This window comes from Amycolatopsis sp. NPDC005961 (genome assembly GCF_040629235.1).
Classification (GTDB): domain Bacteria; phylum Actinomycetota; class Actinomycetes; order Mycobacteriales; family Pseudonocardiaceae; genus Amycolatopsis; species Amycolatopsis camponoti.
Genome location: NZ_JBEXVF010000020.1, coordinates 96,585 through 114,846 on the forward strand (window position 1 = coordinate 96,585; position 18,262 = coordinate 114,846).

Annotated in this window: 16 protein-coding genes; 11 read left to right on the forward strand and 5 right to left on the reverse strand. The window is 70.3% G+C overall.

What is annotated here, in order from left to right:
* Window positions 1-8: 8 nt before the first annotated feature.
* From ABZ342_RS20285 to ABZ342_RS20305, 5 genes are all read left to right on the forward strand, one after another.
* Window positions 9-728 carry a DUF2786 domain-containing protein gene (locus ABZ342_RS20285; RefSeq protein ID WP_155540862.1) on the forward strand — a complete coding sequence of 240 codons (720 nt, stop codon included), beginning with the start codon at window positions 9-11 and terminating at the stop codon, window positions 726-728.
* Window positions 729-794: 66 nt separating this feature from the next.
* Window positions 795-1,136: a winged helix-turn-helix domain-containing protein gene (locus ABZ342_RS20290; protein ID WP_155540861.1), complete on the forward strand. Its 342-nt coding sequence runs from the start codon at window positions 795-797 to the stop codon at window positions 1,134-1,136.
* Window positions 1,133-1,381, forward strand: a complete 249-nt coding sequence (locus ABZ342_RS20295; RefSeq protein ID WP_360475022.1) for a hypothetical protein — start codon at window positions 1,133-1,135, stop codon at window positions 1,379-1,381. The genes ABZ342_RS20290 and ABZ342_RS20295 overlap by 4 nt, the downstream gene beginning before the upstream one ends.
* Before the next feature lie 112 nt (window positions 1,382-1,493).
* Window positions 1,494-3,569, forward strand: a complete 2,076-nt coding sequence (locus ABZ342_RS20300) for an MMPL family transporter (RefSeq protein WP_360475025.1) — start codon at window positions 1,494-1,496, stop codon at window positions 3,567-3,569.
* Window positions 3,570-3,637: 68 nt separating this feature from the next.
* Window positions 3,638-4,540, forward strand: a complete 903-nt coding sequence (locus ABZ342_RS20305) for a DMT family transporter (RefSeq protein ID WP_230862302.1) — start codon at window positions 3,638-3,640, stop codon at window positions 4,538-4,540.
* On the opposite strand, the gene ABZ342_RS20310 is transcribed toward ABZ342_RS20305, so the two are convergent.
* Window positions 4,489-6,600 carry an EAL domain-containing protein gene (locus tag ABZ342_RS20310; RefSeq protein ID WP_360475028.1) on the reverse strand — a complete coding sequence of 704 codons (2,112 nt, stop codon included), beginning with the start codon at window positions 6,598-6,600 and terminating at the stop codon, window positions 4,489-4,491. The genes ABZ342_RS20305 and ABZ342_RS20310 overlap by 52 nt on opposite strands.
* A 19-nt stretch (window positions 6,601-6,619) precedes the next feature.
* The gene (locus tag ABZ342_RS20315) at window positions 6,620-7,438 is read right to left on the reverse strand and encodes an SAM-dependent methyltransferase (RefSeq protein WP_360475031.1); all 819 of its coding nucleotides are present in this window, start codon (window positions 7,436-7,438) and stop codon (window positions 6,620-6,622) included.
* A 180-nt stretch (window positions 7,439-7,618) separates the two neighbouring features.
* On the opposite strand from ABZ342_RS20315, the gene ABZ342_RS20320 reads away from it, so the two are divergent.
* Genes ABZ342_RS20320 through ABZ342_RS20330 form a run of 3 tightly spaced genes read left to right on the forward strand, consistent with a single transcriptional unit; the run spans window position 7,619 to window position 10,606 of the window.
* Window positions 7,619-8,920: a cytochrome P450 gene (locus ABZ342_RS20320; protein ID WP_360475034.1), complete on the forward strand. Its 1,302-nt coding sequence runs from the start codon at window positions 7,619-7,621 to the stop codon at window positions 8,918-8,920.
* The gene (locus ABZ342_RS20325; protein WP_360475037.1) at window positions 8,921-9,916 is read left to right on the forward strand and encodes an alpha/beta hydrolase; all 996 of its coding nucleotides are present in this window, start codon (window positions 8,921-8,923) and stop codon (window positions 9,914-9,916) included.
* A 51-nt stretch (window positions 9,917-9,967) separates the two neighbouring features.
* Window positions 9,968-10,606 (forward strand): DUF6308 family protein, encoded by a 639-nt coding sequence (locus ABZ342_RS20330; RefSeq protein WP_360475040.1) that lies wholly within the window; start codon window positions 9,968-9,970, stop codon window positions 10,604-10,606.
* A gap of 33 nt (window positions 10,607-10,639) precedes the next feature.
* On the opposite strand, the gene ABZ342_RS20335 is transcribed toward ABZ342_RS20330, so the two are convergent.
* Window positions 10,640-11,842 (reverse strand): cytochrome P450, encoded by a 1,203-nt coding sequence (locus ABZ342_RS20335; protein ID WP_360475043.1) that lies wholly within the window; start codon window positions 11,840-11,842, stop codon window positions 10,640-10,642.
* A 103-nt stretch (window positions 11,843-11,945) separates the two neighbouring features.
* Here ABZ342_RS20335 and ABZ342_RS20340 point away from each other — a divergent pair, with 103 nt between their 5' ends.
* Window positions 11,946-15,038, forward strand: coding sequence for a BTAD domain-containing putative transcriptional regulator (locus ABZ342_RS20340; RefSeq protein WP_360475046.1), 3,093 nt, complete (start codon window positions 11,946-11,948; stop codon window positions 15,036-15,038).
* Here the strand turns inward: ABZ342_RS20340 and ABZ342_RS20345 are convergent.
* Both ABZ342_RS20345 and ABZ342_RS20350 read right to left on the reverse strand, forming a co-directional pair.
* Entirely contained in the window at window positions 15,022-15,762 is a 741-nt protein-coding gene (locus ABZ342_RS20345; RefSeq protein WP_155540852.1) for an ABC transporter permease, read from the reverse strand. The genes ABZ342_RS20340 and ABZ342_RS20345 overlap by 17 nt on opposite strands.
* Entirely contained in the window at window positions 15,759-16,694 is a 936-nt protein-coding gene (locus ABZ342_RS20350) for an ATP-binding cassette domain-containing protein (RefSeq protein ID WP_360475049.1), read from the reverse strand. The genes ABZ342_RS20345 and ABZ342_RS20350 overlap by 4 nt, the downstream gene beginning before the upstream one ends.
* 166 nt (window positions 16,695-16,860) lie before the next feature.
* Between ABZ342_RS20350 and ABZ342_RS20355 the strand changes: the two genes are divergently transcribed.
* Window positions 16,861-17,727: a hypothetical protein gene (locus ABZ342_RS20355; RefSeq protein WP_360475052.1), complete on the forward strand. Its 867-nt coding sequence runs from the start codon at window positions 16,861-16,863 to the stop codon at window positions 17,725-17,727.
* A 223-nt stretch (window positions 17,728-17,950) separates the two neighbouring features.
* The gene (locus tag ABZ342_RS20360; protein WP_360475055.1) at window positions 17,951-18,220 is read left to right on the forward strand and encodes a hypothetical protein; all 270 of its coding nucleotides are present in this window, start codon (window positions 17,951-17,953) and stop codon (window positions 18,218-18,220) included.
* Window positions 18,221-18,262: the final 42 nt, after the last annotated feature.

An 18,262-nucleotide genomic window follows, 5' to 3' on the forward strand; every position in this document is an offset into this window, starting at 1 on the left:
CTCCCTCCATGACCGAGTCAGACCCGCAGCTCGAGCGCATCCGCAAGCTGCTGGCCAAGGCCGAGGACCCGGCGGTCACCGAGGCGGAGGCCGAGGCTTACAACACGAAGGCCGCCGAGCTGGTCGCGCGCTACGGGATCGACCAGGCGATGCTCGCCGCGTCCGGTGCGAACTCCGACGAGATCGGGACGCTGAAGATCCCGATGAACGACCCGTACAGCCGCGACAAGGCGAGCCTGCTGACCTCGGTCGCCTACCCGCTGCGCTGCCGGACGCTGCTGCACCGCTTCGGCCAGAAGGTCGACAGCGTCACCGTGTTCGGCTTCAAGTCCGACCTCGGCCGGGTCGAGCTGCTGTTCACCAGCCTGCTGCTGCAGGCGAGCACGCAGCTGACCCGCGTCCGGCCGGACGGTTTCTTCCCCGGCGAGTCGCTCGCCGCCTACCGGCGCACGTGGCTGCACGGGTTCGCCCGCGCGGTGCACGAACGGCTGACCCACGCCGAGCAGGAAGCGGTCCGCACGGCGGCGCCCGGCGAGCGGTCGGCCGAGCTGGTGGTCCGCGACCGCGCGCAGCTGGTGCAGCACGCGTTCGACTCCGAATACGGTGGCCTGCGCTCCGCCGCACCCCGCCGGCTGTCCGGCAGCGGGTACCTCGACGGCCACGACGCCGGCACGCGGGCGAACCTCGACCCGTCGGCGTTGACCCGCCGCCAGAAGGCCCTGCGCTGACGTTCCCGGCTCTTCAGGGATCACCCTGATACCCCTCCGGCCGACCACCTGCTAACTTTTGTTGGCATGTGGACCACGGGCGACGACCTGCTGCGGCAGCTGGGCGCCCTCGGCAACCCGCACCGGCTGCGGATCGTCGCCGCCCTGCGCGCCGAACGCACCTACGTCAGCAAGCTCGCGCGCGAGCTGCGGATCAGCCGCGCGCTGCTGCAGGTCCACCTGCGCAAGCTCGAAGCCGCGGGCCTGGTCGAGGCGAGCTTCGAGGTCGGCGAAGACGGCAAGACGCTGCGGTTCTACGAGCTCACCCCGTTTTCCGTCGTGCTGACGCCGGAGACGATCGCGGCCGCCGTGCCGACGCTGACCACACCGGATTCCGTCCAGCGGGACGGCGAGGAGGGACGAACATGAACTGGCACCAGTGGCAGGAGATCATCGGCGTGACCGGGGTCTTCGTCCTGATCACCGTCGTGCTGTCGATCGGGATCGTGCAGCTGGCCTCGACCTGGCGCGCCAAGGCCGCGCTCGCCCGCGAGCACGAATACCGTTCGCTGGCCGAAAAAGCCGTCCGGACGCAGGAAGAAACCGAACGGCAGCTCCGCGACGTCCAGGACCGCCTGCGGTCCATCGAATACGTGCTCAAGGAGGTCGACTGACCTGAGGCCCTGGACCGCCGAGCGGCAACTCGGCGGCCCAGGAAGAAGAAGCACCCACTCGCCCGAGGGCGAACTCTCATCGGATCACTCCTTCACGGAAGGACTTTAGTTCATGCTGCCTGCAGGCACGCCTGTGGTCGAACGCGTCACGAACTGGTCGTTGCGCCACCGCACCGCCGCGATCCTCGGCTGGCTGGCGCTCGTCGCGCTCGCCTGGGTCATCGGCACGTTCGCCCCCGGCACCGACGCGCGGTCGAGCCCGGCCGGCGACGCCGGGACCGGCCAAGCGGTCCTCGACCGCCAGTCCACCCGCGAACCGTTCCGGGAAAACGTCCTGGTACCAAGGGAATCCCCGGCGGTCGCCGACCTGGTGACGACGTTGAGGACGTCCGGCGCGGTCGCCGACATCCGCTCCCCGCTCGACGACCCGGCCCAGGTCTCCGCCGACGGCCGCTCCGGCCTGGTCACGTTCCGCCTGCTCGGCACGGGTGCGCAGGTCCGGGCGAGTCTCACGACGGCGACCGCCGCCGTCGACGCGGTGGCGGCCCGGCACCCGGACGCGCGCCTCGCCCAGGCCGGCGACCTGAGCGTGTCCGGCGCGGTCGACCAGAGCATCAAGGAAGACATCAAGCGGTCCGAAACCCGCTCGCTCCCGATCACCGTCCTGATCCTGCTCGTCGTGTTCGGCTCGCTGGTCGCGGCCGCGGTCCCGGTGCTGCTCGCGGGGACGACGGTGTTCGCCGCCTTCGGCTTTCTGTCCCTTGTGGACAACTGGGTTCCGGTCAACAGCGCCACTTCCGCGATGACGCTGCTCATCGGCATGGCGGTCGGCGTCGACTACTCGCTGTTCTTCCTGCGCCGGGCACGCGAAGAGCGCGCTCACGGCGTGGACGAGTCGATCCGGATCGCCGCGCGGACGTCGGGGCACGTGATCGTCGTGTCGGGGCTGACCGTCGTGCTGTGCGTGACCGGCCTGCTGTTCACCGGCCTCGACAACCTCCGCGGCCTGACCGTGAGCACGGTCCTCGTCGTCGGGCTGGCCGTCCTGGCGGCGGTGACAGTGCTGCCGGCGACGCTTTCGGCGCTCGGGCCCCGCGTCGACCGCGGCCGGATCCCGTGGCTCGGCACCCGGAGCACGCGCTCGCGGTTATGGGCGGCGGTCGCCGGGGTGGTCACCCGGCGGCCCGCGCTGTGGAGCGGGGTCACCGCCGCGTTGCTGATCGTGCTCGCGGTGCCCGCGTCCGGCATCCGGCTGCAGGACCCCGCGCCGACCGAGAGCCTGCCGCGCGGCATCCCGGTGATCGACGCCGCCGCGCGCGTCCAGGAAGCGTTTCCCGGCGTGACGATGCCCGCGCACGTCGTCCTCTGGAACGAACGCGGCGGGCCGGTCGACACCCCCGCGGTCCGGCGAGCCATCGGCGAACTCACCGCGGGCACCCCGCGACCGGCCGTCGTCGTCCCGGTGGACCAGGCCCTCGTCGTCCGGATTCCGCTGGGCGGCAACGGAAACGACGCAGCGGCGAGCCGCACGCTCACGACGTTGCGGGAAACCCTGCTGCCCCGGACGATCGGCCGGCTCGACGGCGTCGGGTACGCGGTGGCGGGCCGCACGGCGGAAGCGCACGACTTAACCGCGCGGGTGCTCGCGCGAGCGCCGTACGTCTTCGGGTTCATCCTGCTGCTCGCGTTCGTGCTGCTGCTCGTCGTGTTCCGGTCGGTCGCCGTGCCCGCGGTGTCGATCCTGCTCAACCTGCTCTCGGTCGGCGCCGCCTACGGCGTGCTCACGCTCGTGTTCCAAGACGGCTTTCTCGCACCACTGCTGGGTTTCACGCCCTACGGCGGCGTGCTGGGCTGGCTGCCGATGTTCCTGTTCGTGCTGCTGTTCGGGCTGAGCACGGACTACCACGTGTTCATCCTCAGCCGGATCCGCGAACGACGGCTCGCGGGCGGTTCGGCGCGGGAAGCGATCATCGAAGGCACCGCGCGCAGCTCCGGCGTCGTGACGAGCGCCGCGCTGATCATGACCGGGGTGTTCAGCATCTTCCTGAGCCTCGCGGCGATCGAGTACAAGATGCTCGGGCTCGGCATGGCGTTCGCGATCCTGCTCGACGCGACGCTCGTGCGCGGCGTGCTGCTGCCCGCGGCGCTGGCGCTGTTCGGCGATCGGCTGTGGCGGCCGAAGCTGTAGCAAGTCTTAAAGGTTGGTCCAGAACTCTTCACTTGTCCTGACAGATCATGTTCGGCACGGTGGAGGACGTGACTGGATGGGTGCGCATCGCGGTGTTGGCTCTGCTGTGGGGATCGGGTTTCCTCTGGATCAAGCTGGCCCTGACCGGGCTGAGCCCGGTCCACCTCACGCTGGTCCGCTGCGCGCTCGGGGCGCTGACGCTGCTGGCCATGGCCTTCGCGACCCGCCAGCGCCTGCCGCGCGACCGGCGGACGTGGGGACGGCTGGTCGTCGCCGCGTTCTTCTGCAACGCGCTGCCGTTCGCCCTCTTCGGGATCGGGGAACGCACGGTGGACTCCGGCGTGGCGGGCGTCATGAACGCGACGACACCGTTGTGGTCACTGCTGATCGGCGTCGTGCTCGGCACGGACCGCCGCCTCGGGCCGGCCCGGTTGCTCGGGCTGGCCCTGGGGTTCGCGGGCGTGCTGGTGATCTTCGCACCGTGGCAGCAGGCAGGCCTGCTGAGCGGCGGCGCGCTCGCCCTGCTCGGCGCCGGCCTGAGCTACGCGATCGCGTTCGCCTACATGGCCCGGAAACTGCCCCCCGACGGCGCACCGCTGGCGCTGTCGGCCGCCCAGCTGATGACGGCGACGGCGTTGACCGCGCTGGCCCTGCCGGTGTCCGGCGCGGCCCCGCACCTGAACCTGACCGCCGTGGTGGCGGTGACGATCCTCGGCGTCTTCGGGACGGGCATCACGTTCTACCTGAACTACCGGATCCTGACCGACGAAGGCCCCACGGCGGCCGCGACGGTCGGCTACCTGCTCCCGGTGGTGTCGGTGGCGCTCGGCGCGCTCGTCCTGGGGGAACCGCTGACGCCCCGGGTCGTGGGCGGGATGGTGATCGTGCTGGCCGCGGTCGGCCTGACCCGGTGGCCCGCTCAAGCGAAAGCAGCCGCCAGCTCCCCCGGCGGCCTGGCGGCCCCGAAGTAATCACCCGTACCCAATTCCGCCCCCGCCTGGCCCCACCAGCTCGCCTGGTCCTCGGTGTGGATCCCGTCGACCACGAGCGTCGCACCGACCTCCCGGACCAGCGGCACCAGCGCGCCCAGGAACGTCGACTCCGAACGCGCCTGCCACTCCGCGAGCCGGCGGTCCACGCGGACGATGTCGACCGGCAGGTCCTCCACCGCCCGCAGGTCGTCCGGCCCAAGCCCGAAGTCGTCGAGCATGACGCGGACCCCGAGGCCGGCCAGCGCCGTGACGTTCTCGGGGACGCCGGACACCGGCAGCGCGCGCACCGGGACGCCGAGCAGCAGCTGGTCCGGCGGCAAGCCGGTGTCCGCGAGCAGCCGGGTCACGCGCGTGCCCAGAGCGTCGTCGGCCACCTGGTGCCCGGTGAGCCCGGCGACCACCGGCAGCCGGGAATCCGCGCGCTGCCGCCACCACTCGCTCTGCCGGCCCGCCGCGCGCAGCAGCCAGTCGCCGAGCGGCAGCGCCAGCCCGGTCGACTCGGCCAGCTCCGCGCACCGCTCGTGCGCCAGCGGCCGCCCGTCCGGCCGCTCCCAGTGCAGGCGGGCCTCGAACCCGGCGACCTCGCCGTCGGCCAGCCGCGCCATCGGCCGGTAGCGGACGCCGAGCTCGCCGTTTTCCCAGGCGCCCGCCATGCCGACGGCCAGCGCCTGCGTCCGGCGGTCCTCGGCGTCGGCCTCCCGGTCGAACATCTTCCACTGGCCGCTGCGCCCCTCCTTGGCACGCCGCAGCGTCTGGTCGGCCGCGCGCAGCACCTCCGCGGGGTCGATGCCCTTGGCCGGCCGGTGGACCACGCCCGCGCTGGCCGACAGCGCGAGCCCGTGGCCGCCGCAGAAGAACGGCTCGGCGAGCTCGTCGTTGATCGCGCGCACGATGGCGTCGATGTCCGGCGTCGTCGCCGAATTCTCGACGAGGATGCCGAACTCGTCGGCGTGGAACCGGGCGACCATCGCACGCTCGCGGGCCAGGACGGCCTTCAGCCGCTGGGCGAAGTGCACCAGCACCTGCTCGCCGACGCGGCGGCCGAGGCTGTTGCAGACCATGCCGAACGCGTCGAGGTCGACGTGGAAGAGGGTGACGCCGTACTCGGGGTCGGCGCGCCGCAGCGCCGCCTCCAGGTGGGTGCCGAAGTACTGGCGGTTCGGCAGGCCGGTCAGCACGTCGTGCAGCGCCTGGCGGCTGAGTTCGCCTTGCAGCAACATGAGTTCGGTGCCGTCCTCGACCACGACGACGAAGTGGCCGGGCCGGCCGTCGGCGTCACGCAGCAGCGACGCGGTGAGCGAGATGCGGGCGACGTCGCCGTCCTTGCGCAGCAGCCGCTGGGACTGCCGGATCCGTTCCTTGGCACCGTCGGCCAGCTCCGCCATCGCCTCGCGGAGGACCTCGGCGGTCTCCGGGTGGACGTGGTCCTCCAGCCGCGTCCCGGCCAGCTCGCCCGCCGGGTGCCCGAGCATCTCGGCCAGCGCGGCGTTCGCCCGCACGATCCGGCCGTCGAGGGCGACCAGCGCGACGCCGCTCGCGGACGTCGTCACGACTTGGTCGAAGCGCGCTTCACTCTGCTTGAGGTTCCACTGCGCGTCGCGGACCGCCTTGAGCAGCGAGAGGTGCATGATCTCCTGCTGCTCGAGGACGCTGCGCTCGTACGCGAGCAGGAAGCCGCAGGAGAGCGCGCCCAGCGTCAGCACGATCCGCTCGGTGAAGCGGTCCGCCGGCCGCAGTTCGGGCAGGCCCGGCAGGCCCTTCCCGAGGACGTCGAGGGTGCACCGCAGCCCCGGCTCGCCGACGTAGCCGAGCCCGACCAGCCGCGCGCCGATCCGCTCGGCGGGCGCGGTGTCCGCGGACGTGCCGCGCAGCGAGTCGATCAGGGTGTCGAGCATTCCGCGCAGTTCTTCGTCGAGCAGCTCCCGGCTCAGCGAAACGACGGTCACGCCGCTGAGCAGGTACGCCCATTTGCGGGCGAGCACGGTCCGCGCGCGTTCCGGGTCGGCGCTCGCCGGCTGCTCCGGCAGTTTTTCGATCATCGGCATCCGAAGCGTCCGCTCAGCTCTTTCGGCCGATTCCGGCGTAGACGAGCATGTTCATCTCGGCCGCGGCGGCGATGTCCGCCGGCCCGGACGGCCGCCATTCGCCGCAGCCGACCAAACCGGGTTCGACGATTTCGAAACCGGCGAAGAGTGCTGAAACCTGGTCGTGCGTCCGCAATGTCACCTGATCGGGGCTCCGGCTTTCTTTGATCACTTCGGTCGCTTCTCCGAGATTTTCGCCTTGGTGGTCGCCGGTGACGTGGGTCAGCGCGAGAAAACTCCCCGGCACCAGCGCCGAACTGTAGCGTGCGACGAGGTCGAGCGGATCCGATTCGTCCGGGACCCAGTGCAACATCAACAGCATGAGCAGCCCGACGGGCTTTTCGAGATCGAGCAGACCGCGCACCTCCGGCGATTCGAGGATCTTCTCCGGGTCCCGCATGTCGGCCTGCACGACCGCCGCGCGATCGTTTCCCGCCAGCAGGAGCTCGCTGTGCGCGACCGCCACCGGGTCGCGGTCGACGTACACCACGCGGCAGTCCGGATCCTGCTCCTGCGCGACCTCGTGCACGTTCGCCACCGTGGGGATACCGGAGCCGATGTCGAGGAACTGCCGGATCCCGTGGCCGGTCATGAACCGCACCGCGCGCCCGAGGAACGCGCGGTTCACTCGTGCCGCGTCGCGCAGCCCGGGCATCGCGCGCTCGATCTGCTCCCCCACCGCGCGATCGACGGCGAAGTTGTGGCCGCCGCCGAGCATGAAGTCGTAAGTGCGCGCCATGCTGGGCACGGAGATATCGACACCCCGGGGAACCCATTCCGGTGATCGAGTCACGGAAAACACCTTCTCAGCCGTGTCGGACCGGAAAGAGCTTAGCGATTCCCGATGGCTCGGTGATTGCGCCATCCGCGTGAGTGCACACCACCCGATCGGGCACTGTCCCGTTCGACCGGACGCGCCTACCGTAGGCCGTCTCCTTGGGTAATCCACACAATGGCGTAACGAGGAGTCCGTATGACCGTCCCGGTGGCCCCGGGCCGGTGGCCTTTTCTCGGGCACACTCCGGCACTGCTGCGGCAACGCTCCGCATTCACCGATTCCTTGCACGAACACGGGGAAATCGTCAAACTCCATCTCGGCCCGATGCCCGCCTACTTCGTCACCAGTCCACGACTGGCCCATGAAGTGCTGGTCACGGCGGGGCCGAAGTTCCGCAAGGGCGTCATGTTCGACAAGTTCAAGCCGTTCGTCGGAAATGGCTTGGTGCTTTCGAACGGCGACTTCCACCTCCACCAGCGAAGGCTGATGCAGCCGGCGTTCCACCGCGACCGCCTGGCCGCGTACGCCGGGACCATGCGGCGCGCGGCGGCGGAGCTGAGCGAATCGTGGCAGCCGGGCGAGGTGCGGCCGCTCGACGAAGACCTGCAGGAGCTCGCGGTGACGATCGTCGGCGAGGCCCTGTTCTCCACGGAAATCGGGAAAGCGGCGGTCGACGAAGCCCGCCGGTCCATTTACCTCATCATCCAGCAGGGAATGATTCGCGCGCTGTCCCCGAAGTTCGTCGAAAACCTGCCGATACCCGGCAACCGGCGGTTCGACGAAGCCATCGGGCGAATGCGGGAGATCGTCGTCGAGGTGATCCGCGACTGGCGCACCGAAAGCGTCGACCGCGGCGACCTGCTTTCGACGCTCCTGCTCGCCGGCATGACCGACGAGCAGGCCCGCGACGAGGTGCTCACCCTGCTCACCGCGGGCATCGAGACGACCGCGCTGGCGCTGTCCTGGACGTTCCACGAGCTCGGCAGGCACCCGGACGTCGAGGCGCGCGTGCACGCCGAAGTCGACGAGGTACTGGACGGCCGCCCGGTCACCGTCGACGACATCGCCCGGCTGACCTACGTCCGGCAGGTCGTCGACGAAGTGCTGCGCTGCTACCCGCTTTGGATGCTGATGCGCCGGACGCTCGAGGACGTCGACCTCGGCGGCACCCGGCTCCCGGCGGGCGCCGAGGTGATCGTCAGCCCGCACGCCCTGCACCACGACCCCGCGTCGTTCCCCGACCCGGACCGGTTCGACCCCGGCCGCTGGGCCCCCGAGCGGGCGGCGCTGCTGCCCAAGGGCGCGTTCATCCCGTTCGGCGCGGGCGGGCGGCAGTGCATCGGAAACCGCTTCGCCCAGAACGAAATCGTCATCACGGTGGCCACGGTGGCCGCGCGCTGGCGGCTGGTCCCGGTCCCGGGCCGGCCGGTGCGCGTGAAGTTCACCTCCGCCGCCTACCCGGACAACCTGCCGATGACGGTTGTCCCCCGTCGCTAGTTGGAGGTCTTTCCCTTGCTACGCCGATTTTGTGCTGTCCTCGCGCTGTTCGCGGCCACGCTGTTCGTGCCCGCCCCGGCCCAGGCCGCAGTGACCTGCGAGGACCTGTACGTCCCGGTCACGGTGGCGCTGCTGCCGCAGACGGTGCACGGCCGCCTGTGCACCCCGGCCGGCGCGTCGACCGTGGTGGTCCTGATCCCCGGCGGCACGTACAACGCGTCCTATTGGGACATCGGCTACACGCCGGAGACGCGGTCGTTCCGGCTGGCGGAGAACCAGGCGGGGATCGCGACGCTCGCCCTCGACCGCCTCGGCACCGGGCGGAGCTCGAAGCCGTTGAGCACGTTGCTGAGCGCGTCCGTCCAGGCGACCGCGGCGCACGCGGTGGTCCAGGCGGTGCGCCCGAGGTTCGCGAAGGTGGTCATCGGCGGCCACTCGATCGGCTCGGCGATGGCGATGATCGAGGCGGGCCGCTACCGCGACGTCGACGGCGTGCTCGTCACCGGGATGACGCACCGGATGAACCTGGTCTCGGTGATCCCCACGCTGGCGCAGATGATCCCGGCCCCGCTGGACCCGGCCGTCCCGGGCCGTGACGCGGGCTACCTGACCACCGACCCGGGCACCCGCTACGCGGCCTTCCACACACCGGGCCCGTACGACGCCGCCGCGATCGGCTACGACGAGTCCACAAAGGACGTCTTCGCCGCGACCGAAGCGGTGGACAGCCTGACGCTGACGACCGTGGTCAACCCGGCGTCCCGCCAGATCACGGCCCCGGTCCTGCTGGTGGTCGGCGACGACCCGAACTTCTGCGGCACCTTGGGCAGCGACTGTTCGTCCCCGGCGGCGCTGCGGGCGTCCGAAGCGCCGTTCTTCGGCACTTCGCAGCTGCAGACGTACATCCTGAACGGCTACGGCCACGCGATCAACTACGCCCCGAACGCGCCGACCTACTTCGGCGTGGTGGGAAATTGGCTGAAAGCGCTGCCGTAACGACCACGGTCACGGACGCGACCCTCATTCGCGACGAGGGGAGCGTCCGACATGACCGACTACGCGCACCAGCACCACGTCCTGGACGAATGCGTCCGCGGCGAGCACCGCGAAGAGTCATTGACGGCGCTGAGGCGCTACTTCGACCAGCGCCGCTACACGGGCCGCTGGTTCGAGCGGTTCGCCGGCGGCGGCGACGGCCCGTCGGTCGCCAACACGGTGACCGAAGCGGACGTCCTGGCGCTGAACTTCCTCAGCATCACCAGCCTGGCGAACGTGGCCATCGACACGACGATCACGTACGCGCTCCAGATCCGGGAACTGCTGGAGCAGATCCCGGTGGACATCCCCATGCACTCGGCCCCGTGGTCGGTCTACGAACCGGGAGCGCCGGCCCACCGGCTGTGGGAGCTGTTCCGCCAGTGCGGCGGCAACCACCGCCCGGTGACGGCGTCCAAGCTGCTGGCCCGCAAGCGTCCCCGCCTGACCCCGGTGTACGACAGCCAGGTCAGAGCGATCCTCAAGGCGCCCGCGAGCCCGTGGAACTGCCTGTGGAACTGGTTCCACACCGACCCGACCCGCGCCTCGGCGGTGGCGAAGCTGCGCAAGGAAGCGGGCGGGATCGAGGACATCAGCCTGCTGCGCTGCCTCGACGTGATCCTGTGGATGCGGGCCCGGAAGGGGTCGTGACACGCGGCCGATCCCGCGTGTCACGGCCGAAGCTCACCAGGTGACCGGCAGTTCGTGCACCCCGTAGATGTTCATGTCGGTCCGCAGCTTCACCTCCCCGGCGGGCACGGCGAGCCGAAGCGTCGGGAACCGCCGCAGCAGGCCCTCGAACCCGGCCCGCATCTCGATCCTCGCCAGCTGCTGCCCCAGGCACTGGTGCACGCCGTGGCCGAACGACAGCAGCCCTCGTGCGTTGCGGCGGATGTCCAAGACGTCCGGGTTCTCGAACCGCTGCGGGTCGCGGTTGGCCGCCAGCAGCGACACGACCACCGTCGACCCCTTGAGGATCGTTTCGCCTCCCAGCGAAAGGTCCTCCGTCGCGTACCGGAAGAAGATGTCGGCGACGGACAGGTACCGCAGCAGCTCCTCCACCGCGCCCGGCATCAACGCCGGGTCGGCATTCAGCGAAGCCAGCTCCGAAGGGTGCTCCAGCAGCGCGAAAGTGCCCAGCGACAGCATGTTCGCCGTCGTCTCGTGCCCCGCGATCAGCAACAGGAACGCGGCGCCGGTCAGCTCCTCGATCGTCAGGTCCTCGTGGGAGGCCAGGTCGGACAGGATGTCCTCGCCCGGCGAAGTGCGCTTGTGGGTGACCAGCTCGGACAGGTACGTGTTCAGCGCGATGTACGCGCCCATCTTCTCTTCGAGCGTCTGGTCCCGGATCATGAACTGGGCCGAGTTGGCCTGGAAGCTCTCGCGGTCTTCGTAGGCGACGCCGAGCAGTTCGCAGATCACCAGCGACGGCACCGGCAGCGCGAACTCCTTCACCAGGTCGATCGGCGGCGCCAGCCGCGCCACGTGGTCCAGCTGCTGCTCGACGATCTCGGCGATGTGCTCTTCGAGCTGCTTCATCCGCTTCACGGTGAAGGCGCCGGTGAGCCGCTTGCGCAGCCGGCCGTGGTCCGGCGGGTCCATCGCGATGAACATGCCCGGCAGCTGCGGGGACGGCTCGGTCGCGACGGGCATGCCGGGCGTCTCGTACGGCACGTGGACGACGTCGAGGTCCAGCCGCGAGCTGAACCGCGTGTCGGCCATCATCTCGCGCACCGCTTCGTAGCCGGTGACGAGCCAGCCCTCGTGCCCGTCGGGGAAGACCATCGGGCTGACCGGGCGGGTGTCGCGCAGGCGGGTGACCTCGCGGGGCGGGTCGAAGGGCCCCGCGTCGCGCTCCATCGGAAGTCCCTGAGGGATGTCGCTCATCGGAGGTCCTTTCGTGGTGGGTGTGCCGACCACGATCGCCGCCCGGCCTGACATGGCGCTGACACGGCCCGGACACCCGGGCGCCCGTGGCATGATCGGCCTGGTGCAGATCGGGATACTGGGGTCATTCGAAGTTCGCGCGGACGACGGCGCCGTGGCCGACGTGCCGGGCGCCCGGCTGCGCGGACTGCTGATCGCGCTCGCGCTCGACCCGGGCCGGGTGGTCCCGAAGGCGACGCTCGTCGACTGGATCTGGGGCGAGAACCCGCCCGCCGACGCGGCGAACGCGTTGCAGCGCTTGGTTTCCCGGCTGCGGAAGGTCCTCCCGGACGGCGCCGCCGTCGAAGGCCGGCCCGCCGGCTACCGGCTGACCGTCGACCCCGACGCCGTCGACGCCGTGCGGTTCGAACGCCTCGTCACCCAGGCCGGTGACGACGTCCGGCAGCTGCGTGCGGCGCTGGCGCTGTGGCGGGGTGCGGCCATGCAGGACGTCGGCCTGACCGAGAGCGCCGCGTTCGACGCCGCGGTCACGCGGCTCGAAGGACTCCGGCTGGCCGCCCTCGAGGACCGTTTCGACGCGGAGACCGAGTTCGGCCAGAGCGTCGTCACCGAGCTCACCGACCTGGTGGCCGCGCACCCGGCCCGGGAGCGGCTCGTCGGCGCGCTGATGCGCGGCCTGGTCGCGACCGGCCGGGACACCGAAGCCCTGCGGGTCTACGAGCGCACGCGCGAGACGCTGGCCGACGAACTGGGCGTCGACCCGTCGCCGGAGCTGGCCGCACTGCACGTCGCGCTGCTGCGCGGCGAGCTGACCCGGCGCGAAGAGCCGCGCAAGACGAACCTGCGCGCCGAGCTGACCAGTTACGTCGGCAAGGACGACGACGTCGCCGCCGTCCGCGGGCTCGTCACCGAACACCGGCTCACCACGCTGGTCGGACCAGGCGGCTCGGGCAAGACCCGGCTGGCCACCGAGACGGCGCGCACGCTGCTCGACGACTTTCCGGACGGCGCCTGGCTGGTGGAGCTCGCGCCGACCGAGGGCGACGTGGCCCAGGCGACGCTCGCCGCGCTCAAGCTGCGCGACGCCCTGCTCGGCGACGCGCCGGAGGCCGAACCCACCGACCGGGTGATCGCCGCGCTGCGGGACCGCGACCTGGTGCTGGTCCTGGACAACTGCGAGCACGTCATCGAGTCCGCGGCGGCCTTCGCCCACCGGGTGCTCGGCGAGTGCCGGCGGCTGCGCATCCTCGCGACGAGCCGCGAACCCCTCGGCATCACCGGTGAGTCGCTGTGGCCGGTGGCCCCGCTCGTCCTGCCCGCCGAAGGCGCCGACCCCGCAAAGATCGAGGAAGCCCCGGCGGTTCGGCTGCTGCGAGACCGGGCCGGCGCGGTGCGCAAGGACTTCGTGGCCGACGCCCCGACGCTCGCCCGCGTCTGCCGGGCGCTGGACGGGATGCCGCTGGCCATCGAGCTCGCCGCGGCCAGGCTGCGCACGATGTCCCTCGACCAGCTCGCCAACCGCCTCGACGACCGGTTCCGCCTGCTGACCGGCGGCAGCCGCACCGCGCTGCCGCGGCACCGGACGCTGCGCGCGGTGATCGACTGGAGCTGGGAGCTGCTGTCCGACGACGAACGCGTCGTCCTCTGCCGGCTTTCGGTGTTCTCCGGTGGCGCGAGCCTGGAGGCCGCCGAGCGGGTCTGCGGAACCGACGCGGCCGAGGAGCTGCTGACCGCGCTGGCCGAGAAGTCACTGGTCGTCAGCGCGGGCGACCGGGCGCCGCGGTACCGGATGCTCGGCACGATCAAGGAGTACGCCGAGCAGCGGCTCGCCGAGGCCGGGGACACGGACTCGGCGCGCCGGGCGCACCTCGCGTACTTCACCGAACTCGCCGAAACCGCGGAGCCCCACCTCCGCCGCGCCGACCAGCTCACCTGGCTGGCCACCCTCGACGCCGAACACGACAACATCGTCGCCGCGATGCGGGGAGCCCTCGCGGCCGGCGAGACACCCGAGGCGATGCGGCTCGCGGCGGCCGCCGGCTGGTACTGGTGGCTCGCCGGGCACAAGACCGAGGGCAACGAGCTGCTCATGGCGGCCACCGCCCTGCCCGGCGAGGTGCTCGACGAAATCCGCGCCACGGTGTACGCGTTCGTCACCGGGTTCCTGACGTCCGGCCGGGAAAGCGACCAGTTCGAGGCGGCGGACTGGATCCGTCAGGTCCACGAGCTCAGCGGCCGCGTTCAGCACCCGCACCCGGCGGTGTCGCTGGTCGCCGCGCTGGAACGGATGCTGCGGACGCCGGAAGACTTCCTGCCCGCGTGGGAACCGCTGCTCGCCGACGAAGACCCGTGGGTCCGCGGCCTCGCCCGGCTGCAGCTCGGCAAGATGCGGATCCAGCTCGGCGAGGACGAGCAGGAGGCCGACGCTTTCCTCGAGACGGCGCTGACCGAGTTCCGCGCGCTCGGCGAACGGTGGGGGACGTCGTTCGCCCTGACCGAGCTGGCCGACCGGATCGCCATGCGCGGCGAGTTCGCCGGTGCGTGCGAGCACTACGAACAGGCGATCGTCGTCGTCACCGAGGTCGGCGCCATCGAGGACGTCGTGCGGATGCGGTCGCGGCAGGCCCAGCTGTACTGGCTGTCGGGGGACGAGGACGCTGGCGCGTCGGCGATGGCCGAGGCCCAGCGGCTCGCGGAACGGGTCGCCTGGCCGGAGGCGCTGACCGAGCTGGCCCTGGCGAAAGCGGACATCGCCCGCTGGAGCGGCGACGCCGTCCAAGCACGCCGGCAGCTCGACGTCGCGACGGCGACGCTGGGCACGGCCGCCGAGCGGGCGAACATCCAGGTCACGACCCACGATCTGCTCGGCTACCTCGCCGAAGACCTCGGTGAGGCCCGCGACCACCGCGTCGCGGCCTTCCGGGCGGCATCGGAGACGGGGGCCGCACCCATGATCGCGCAGGTGCTCGTCGGCATCGCGGACTTGGCTCTGCGCAAGGAAGAGTACGAACAGGCGGCGCGGCTGCTCGCGGCGAGCGCCGCCGTGCGCGGTGTGACGGACCGCTCGCAGCCGGACATCGCGCGGATCGAGCAGGCCACGCGGAATCGCCTCGGTGACACGAAGTTCACCGAGGCGATTCAGGAGGGGAAACGGGCGAGCTGGCGCGAGCTGGCCGAAGTCACGCTCGCTTCTTGAACGTGGACCGCGCCCAGAAGTACCCGACGAGCGCGATCCCGAGGCACCAGGCGACCGCGGCGAGCGCGTAGCCGGTCGAGGGCGTGCCGTTGAGCAGCCCGCGCACGGTTTCGATGATCGGCGTGAAGGGCTGGTACTCCGCGAACTCCCGCAGTCCCGGCCCCATCTTGTCCGCCGGGGCGATCGCGCTGCTGAAGAACGGCAGCATGACCAGCGGCACGGACGCAAGGCCCGCCGTCTCCGGCGACTTGGCGAACAGTCCCAATGCGACAGTGAGCCAGCCGGCCGCGAAGGCGAGCAGCAGGACCACGCCGACGACACCGAGCCAGTCGAGGAAGCTCGCGTTCGGACGGAACCCCAGCGCGAACGCCACGCCGACGAGAGCGGCGATGGCGACGACGTTCGTCAGGACGCTGGCGACGACGTGCCCGGTGAGCACCGCGCCGCGCGAGACGTCCATGACCTTGAACCGGTTGATGATGCCCTTGGTCATGTCGGAGTTCACCGACGTCGCGGTGGCGCCGAGGCCATAGCAGATGGCGAGCAGCATCAGGCCGGGTGTCGCGTAGTCGACGTAGTTCACGCCGACGTCGAAGGCGTCGCCCAGCATGTAGACGAACATCAGCATGATCACAATCGGCATCAGGACCGCGTTGAACACCGAGGTCGGGTTCCGGGCGATGTGCTTGAAGTTGCGGCGCAACATGACGGTCTGGGCGCTCATTTCGCGGGAACCTCCGTGGTGTGGCCCGTCAGGGCGAGGAAGACGTCGTCGAGATCGGGGGTGTGGACGGAAAACTCTTCGGCGTTGATGGCGTACTCGTCGAGCCGGTCGAGCAGGGTGCGCAGCGAGTTCGTGCCGCCGTCGCCGGGAACCCGCAGGGTGAGCGACTCGTCGTCCCGGGTGGACCCGGCGATGACCCGCGCGGCCGCGTCGAGCTCGGCGACGTTCGTGAATCGGAGCCGGACGTGCGTCCCGGGGATCTGCCGCTTGAGCTCATCGGGCGTGCCCTGGGCGACGAGGCGCCCGCGGTCGAGCACGGCGATCCGGTCGGCGAGCTGGTCGGCCTCGTCGAGGTACTGGGTGGTGAGGAAGATGGTGACGCCGTCGGCGACGAGGTCCTTGACGATGGACCACATGGTCCGCCGGCTGCGCGGGTCCAGGCCGGTGGTGGGTTCGTCGAGGAAGATGATCCGCGGGTCCCCGACGAGGGTCATGGCGAGGTCGAGCTTCCGGCGCATGCCCCCGGAGTAGGTAGAGGTGGGTTTCTGCGCGGACTCCGTGAGTTCGAAGCGCTCGAGCAGGTCCGCGACAACGCGCTTGCCGTTCTTGACGGGGCTGAGATCGACCATGAGCTGCAGGTTTTCCTGCCCGGTGAGCAACTCGTCAACGGCGGCGAACTGCCCGGTGACCCCGATGACTTTCCGAACAGCCTTGGCATCCGAGCCGACATCGTGCCCGGCAACGCGCACGCTGCCGCCATCGGCCTGCGCAAGAGTGGTGAGAATGTTGACGGTGGTGGTCTTCCCGGCCCCGTTGGGCCCGAGCAGCGAGAAAACGGACCCGGCGGCAACATCCAGATCGATGCCATCGAGCACGACTTTGTCTTGGTAGGCCTTCCGGAGGCCGGTAGCGGTGATCGCTGAGGTGGTCATGGAAAGGACTGTGCAGCCCCGCCCTGACACGAACCTGACCCCGAACTGACACGACGCCTGTCACGGCTCCGTCTCATCCTCGCCCGCCCCCGTAACAACGATCGGCGACGAGCCGCCTTTCCCGTCAGGTTCTTCTTCCGGAACCCCCGGGTGATGCGGAGATCAGATGAGAGACGTGCTGTGGCCGTTCACGATCATCGGCGGCGTGGTCATGGCGCTCGGCCTCGTGATCGCGATCGCGGCCGTCGCGGATCGACGTGATGCCAGTACCGAGGGAAAGGTGGGCATTACCTTCGGAATCTTCAAGTTCGACGGGCCCGCCAGGATCGTCTTGGCCCTGCTCTTGGTGGTACTCGGCTTCGCCGGCATCGTGTTTTCCTTCTTTCACACCAAGATCGAGGACTACGTCGACGCGAAGGGCAAACCCGGCCAGAGCGAACAGCCGCGGTGGATCGACCCGGCGACGACCCCGGCGTCACCCCTTGCGACCACCTCCACTCCGCCGACCCAGCCCCGGCCGTCGTCATCCACGCCGCCTCCAGCGCCGCCTGGCACCACTACACCCACCAGCATCGGTCCCCCGGCGCCGCGAGACTTCGTGACCACGACCGTGCGGACCGACGGCGGCGAGGCCGAGGTGTTCGTCGGCAAACGAGCGGCGATCATGGATCATCTGCGCGACTCGGTCACGTTCAGCGTGGATCCCGGCGACGCGCCGGACATCTGCGTGGAGACGGTGGTGTCGTCCGGCCACAGCGGCTCGAACGTCACCCTCGTGGCCGGCGACCTCGGCGTCGGCTGGCCGGCGGCGGAGGCCGTGCCGAGCCCCCAGCCTCAGGGCAGCGCGGGTTTCGTCCACCAGCAGATGGTCGGCTTGCCGGGCAGTGCCACCGCGGGAGTCTGGCAAATGTCGATTCACCTCGACGAGAACGGCGCGAGCCGCACGCTGGGCACCGTAACCATCAGCCATGATCGAGCGAGCAACGGATCGGAGCACTGGGGCATCGACGGAGAAGCCGCGAACTGCACGTGAGCCTCAACGTGACACGCGAAACAGGAAAGGACCCACACTCTGTGTGAGTCCTTTGTCTGTGGAGCTGAGGGGAACTCACTACAACACGAACGTGCAGGTCAGGACACTTGAAGCTCTTGTCCGGCGACTACCCACCACGGTCACTCGCACCGCAACTTCACCCAAACGGCGTAAGCCGCGCCGAGCCAGGCAGCTGAGCAACCAGCAGGCCCACGAGCTGACCGTGGCCTACCAGTCCGGCGAGACGGTGTATGACCTCGCCGAGCGATTCAAGATCAACCGGAAGACTGTAAGTGGCATCCTCCACCGCGCCGGTGTGCAGATCCGCGGGCGACTGACCTCGGAGCAAGTCGACGAGGCGATGCAACTCTACGCATCGGGGCAGTCACTGGCCCGGATCGCAGTCAAGCTGGACACAACCGCGAACACAGTTCGGGCCCGGCTGATCGAGCGCGGGGTGCGTACCCGAGACAGTCACGGACGGGAGCACTGACTCCTGACATTGTCCGAGCCCGATGGCGACACCGTATTCGTC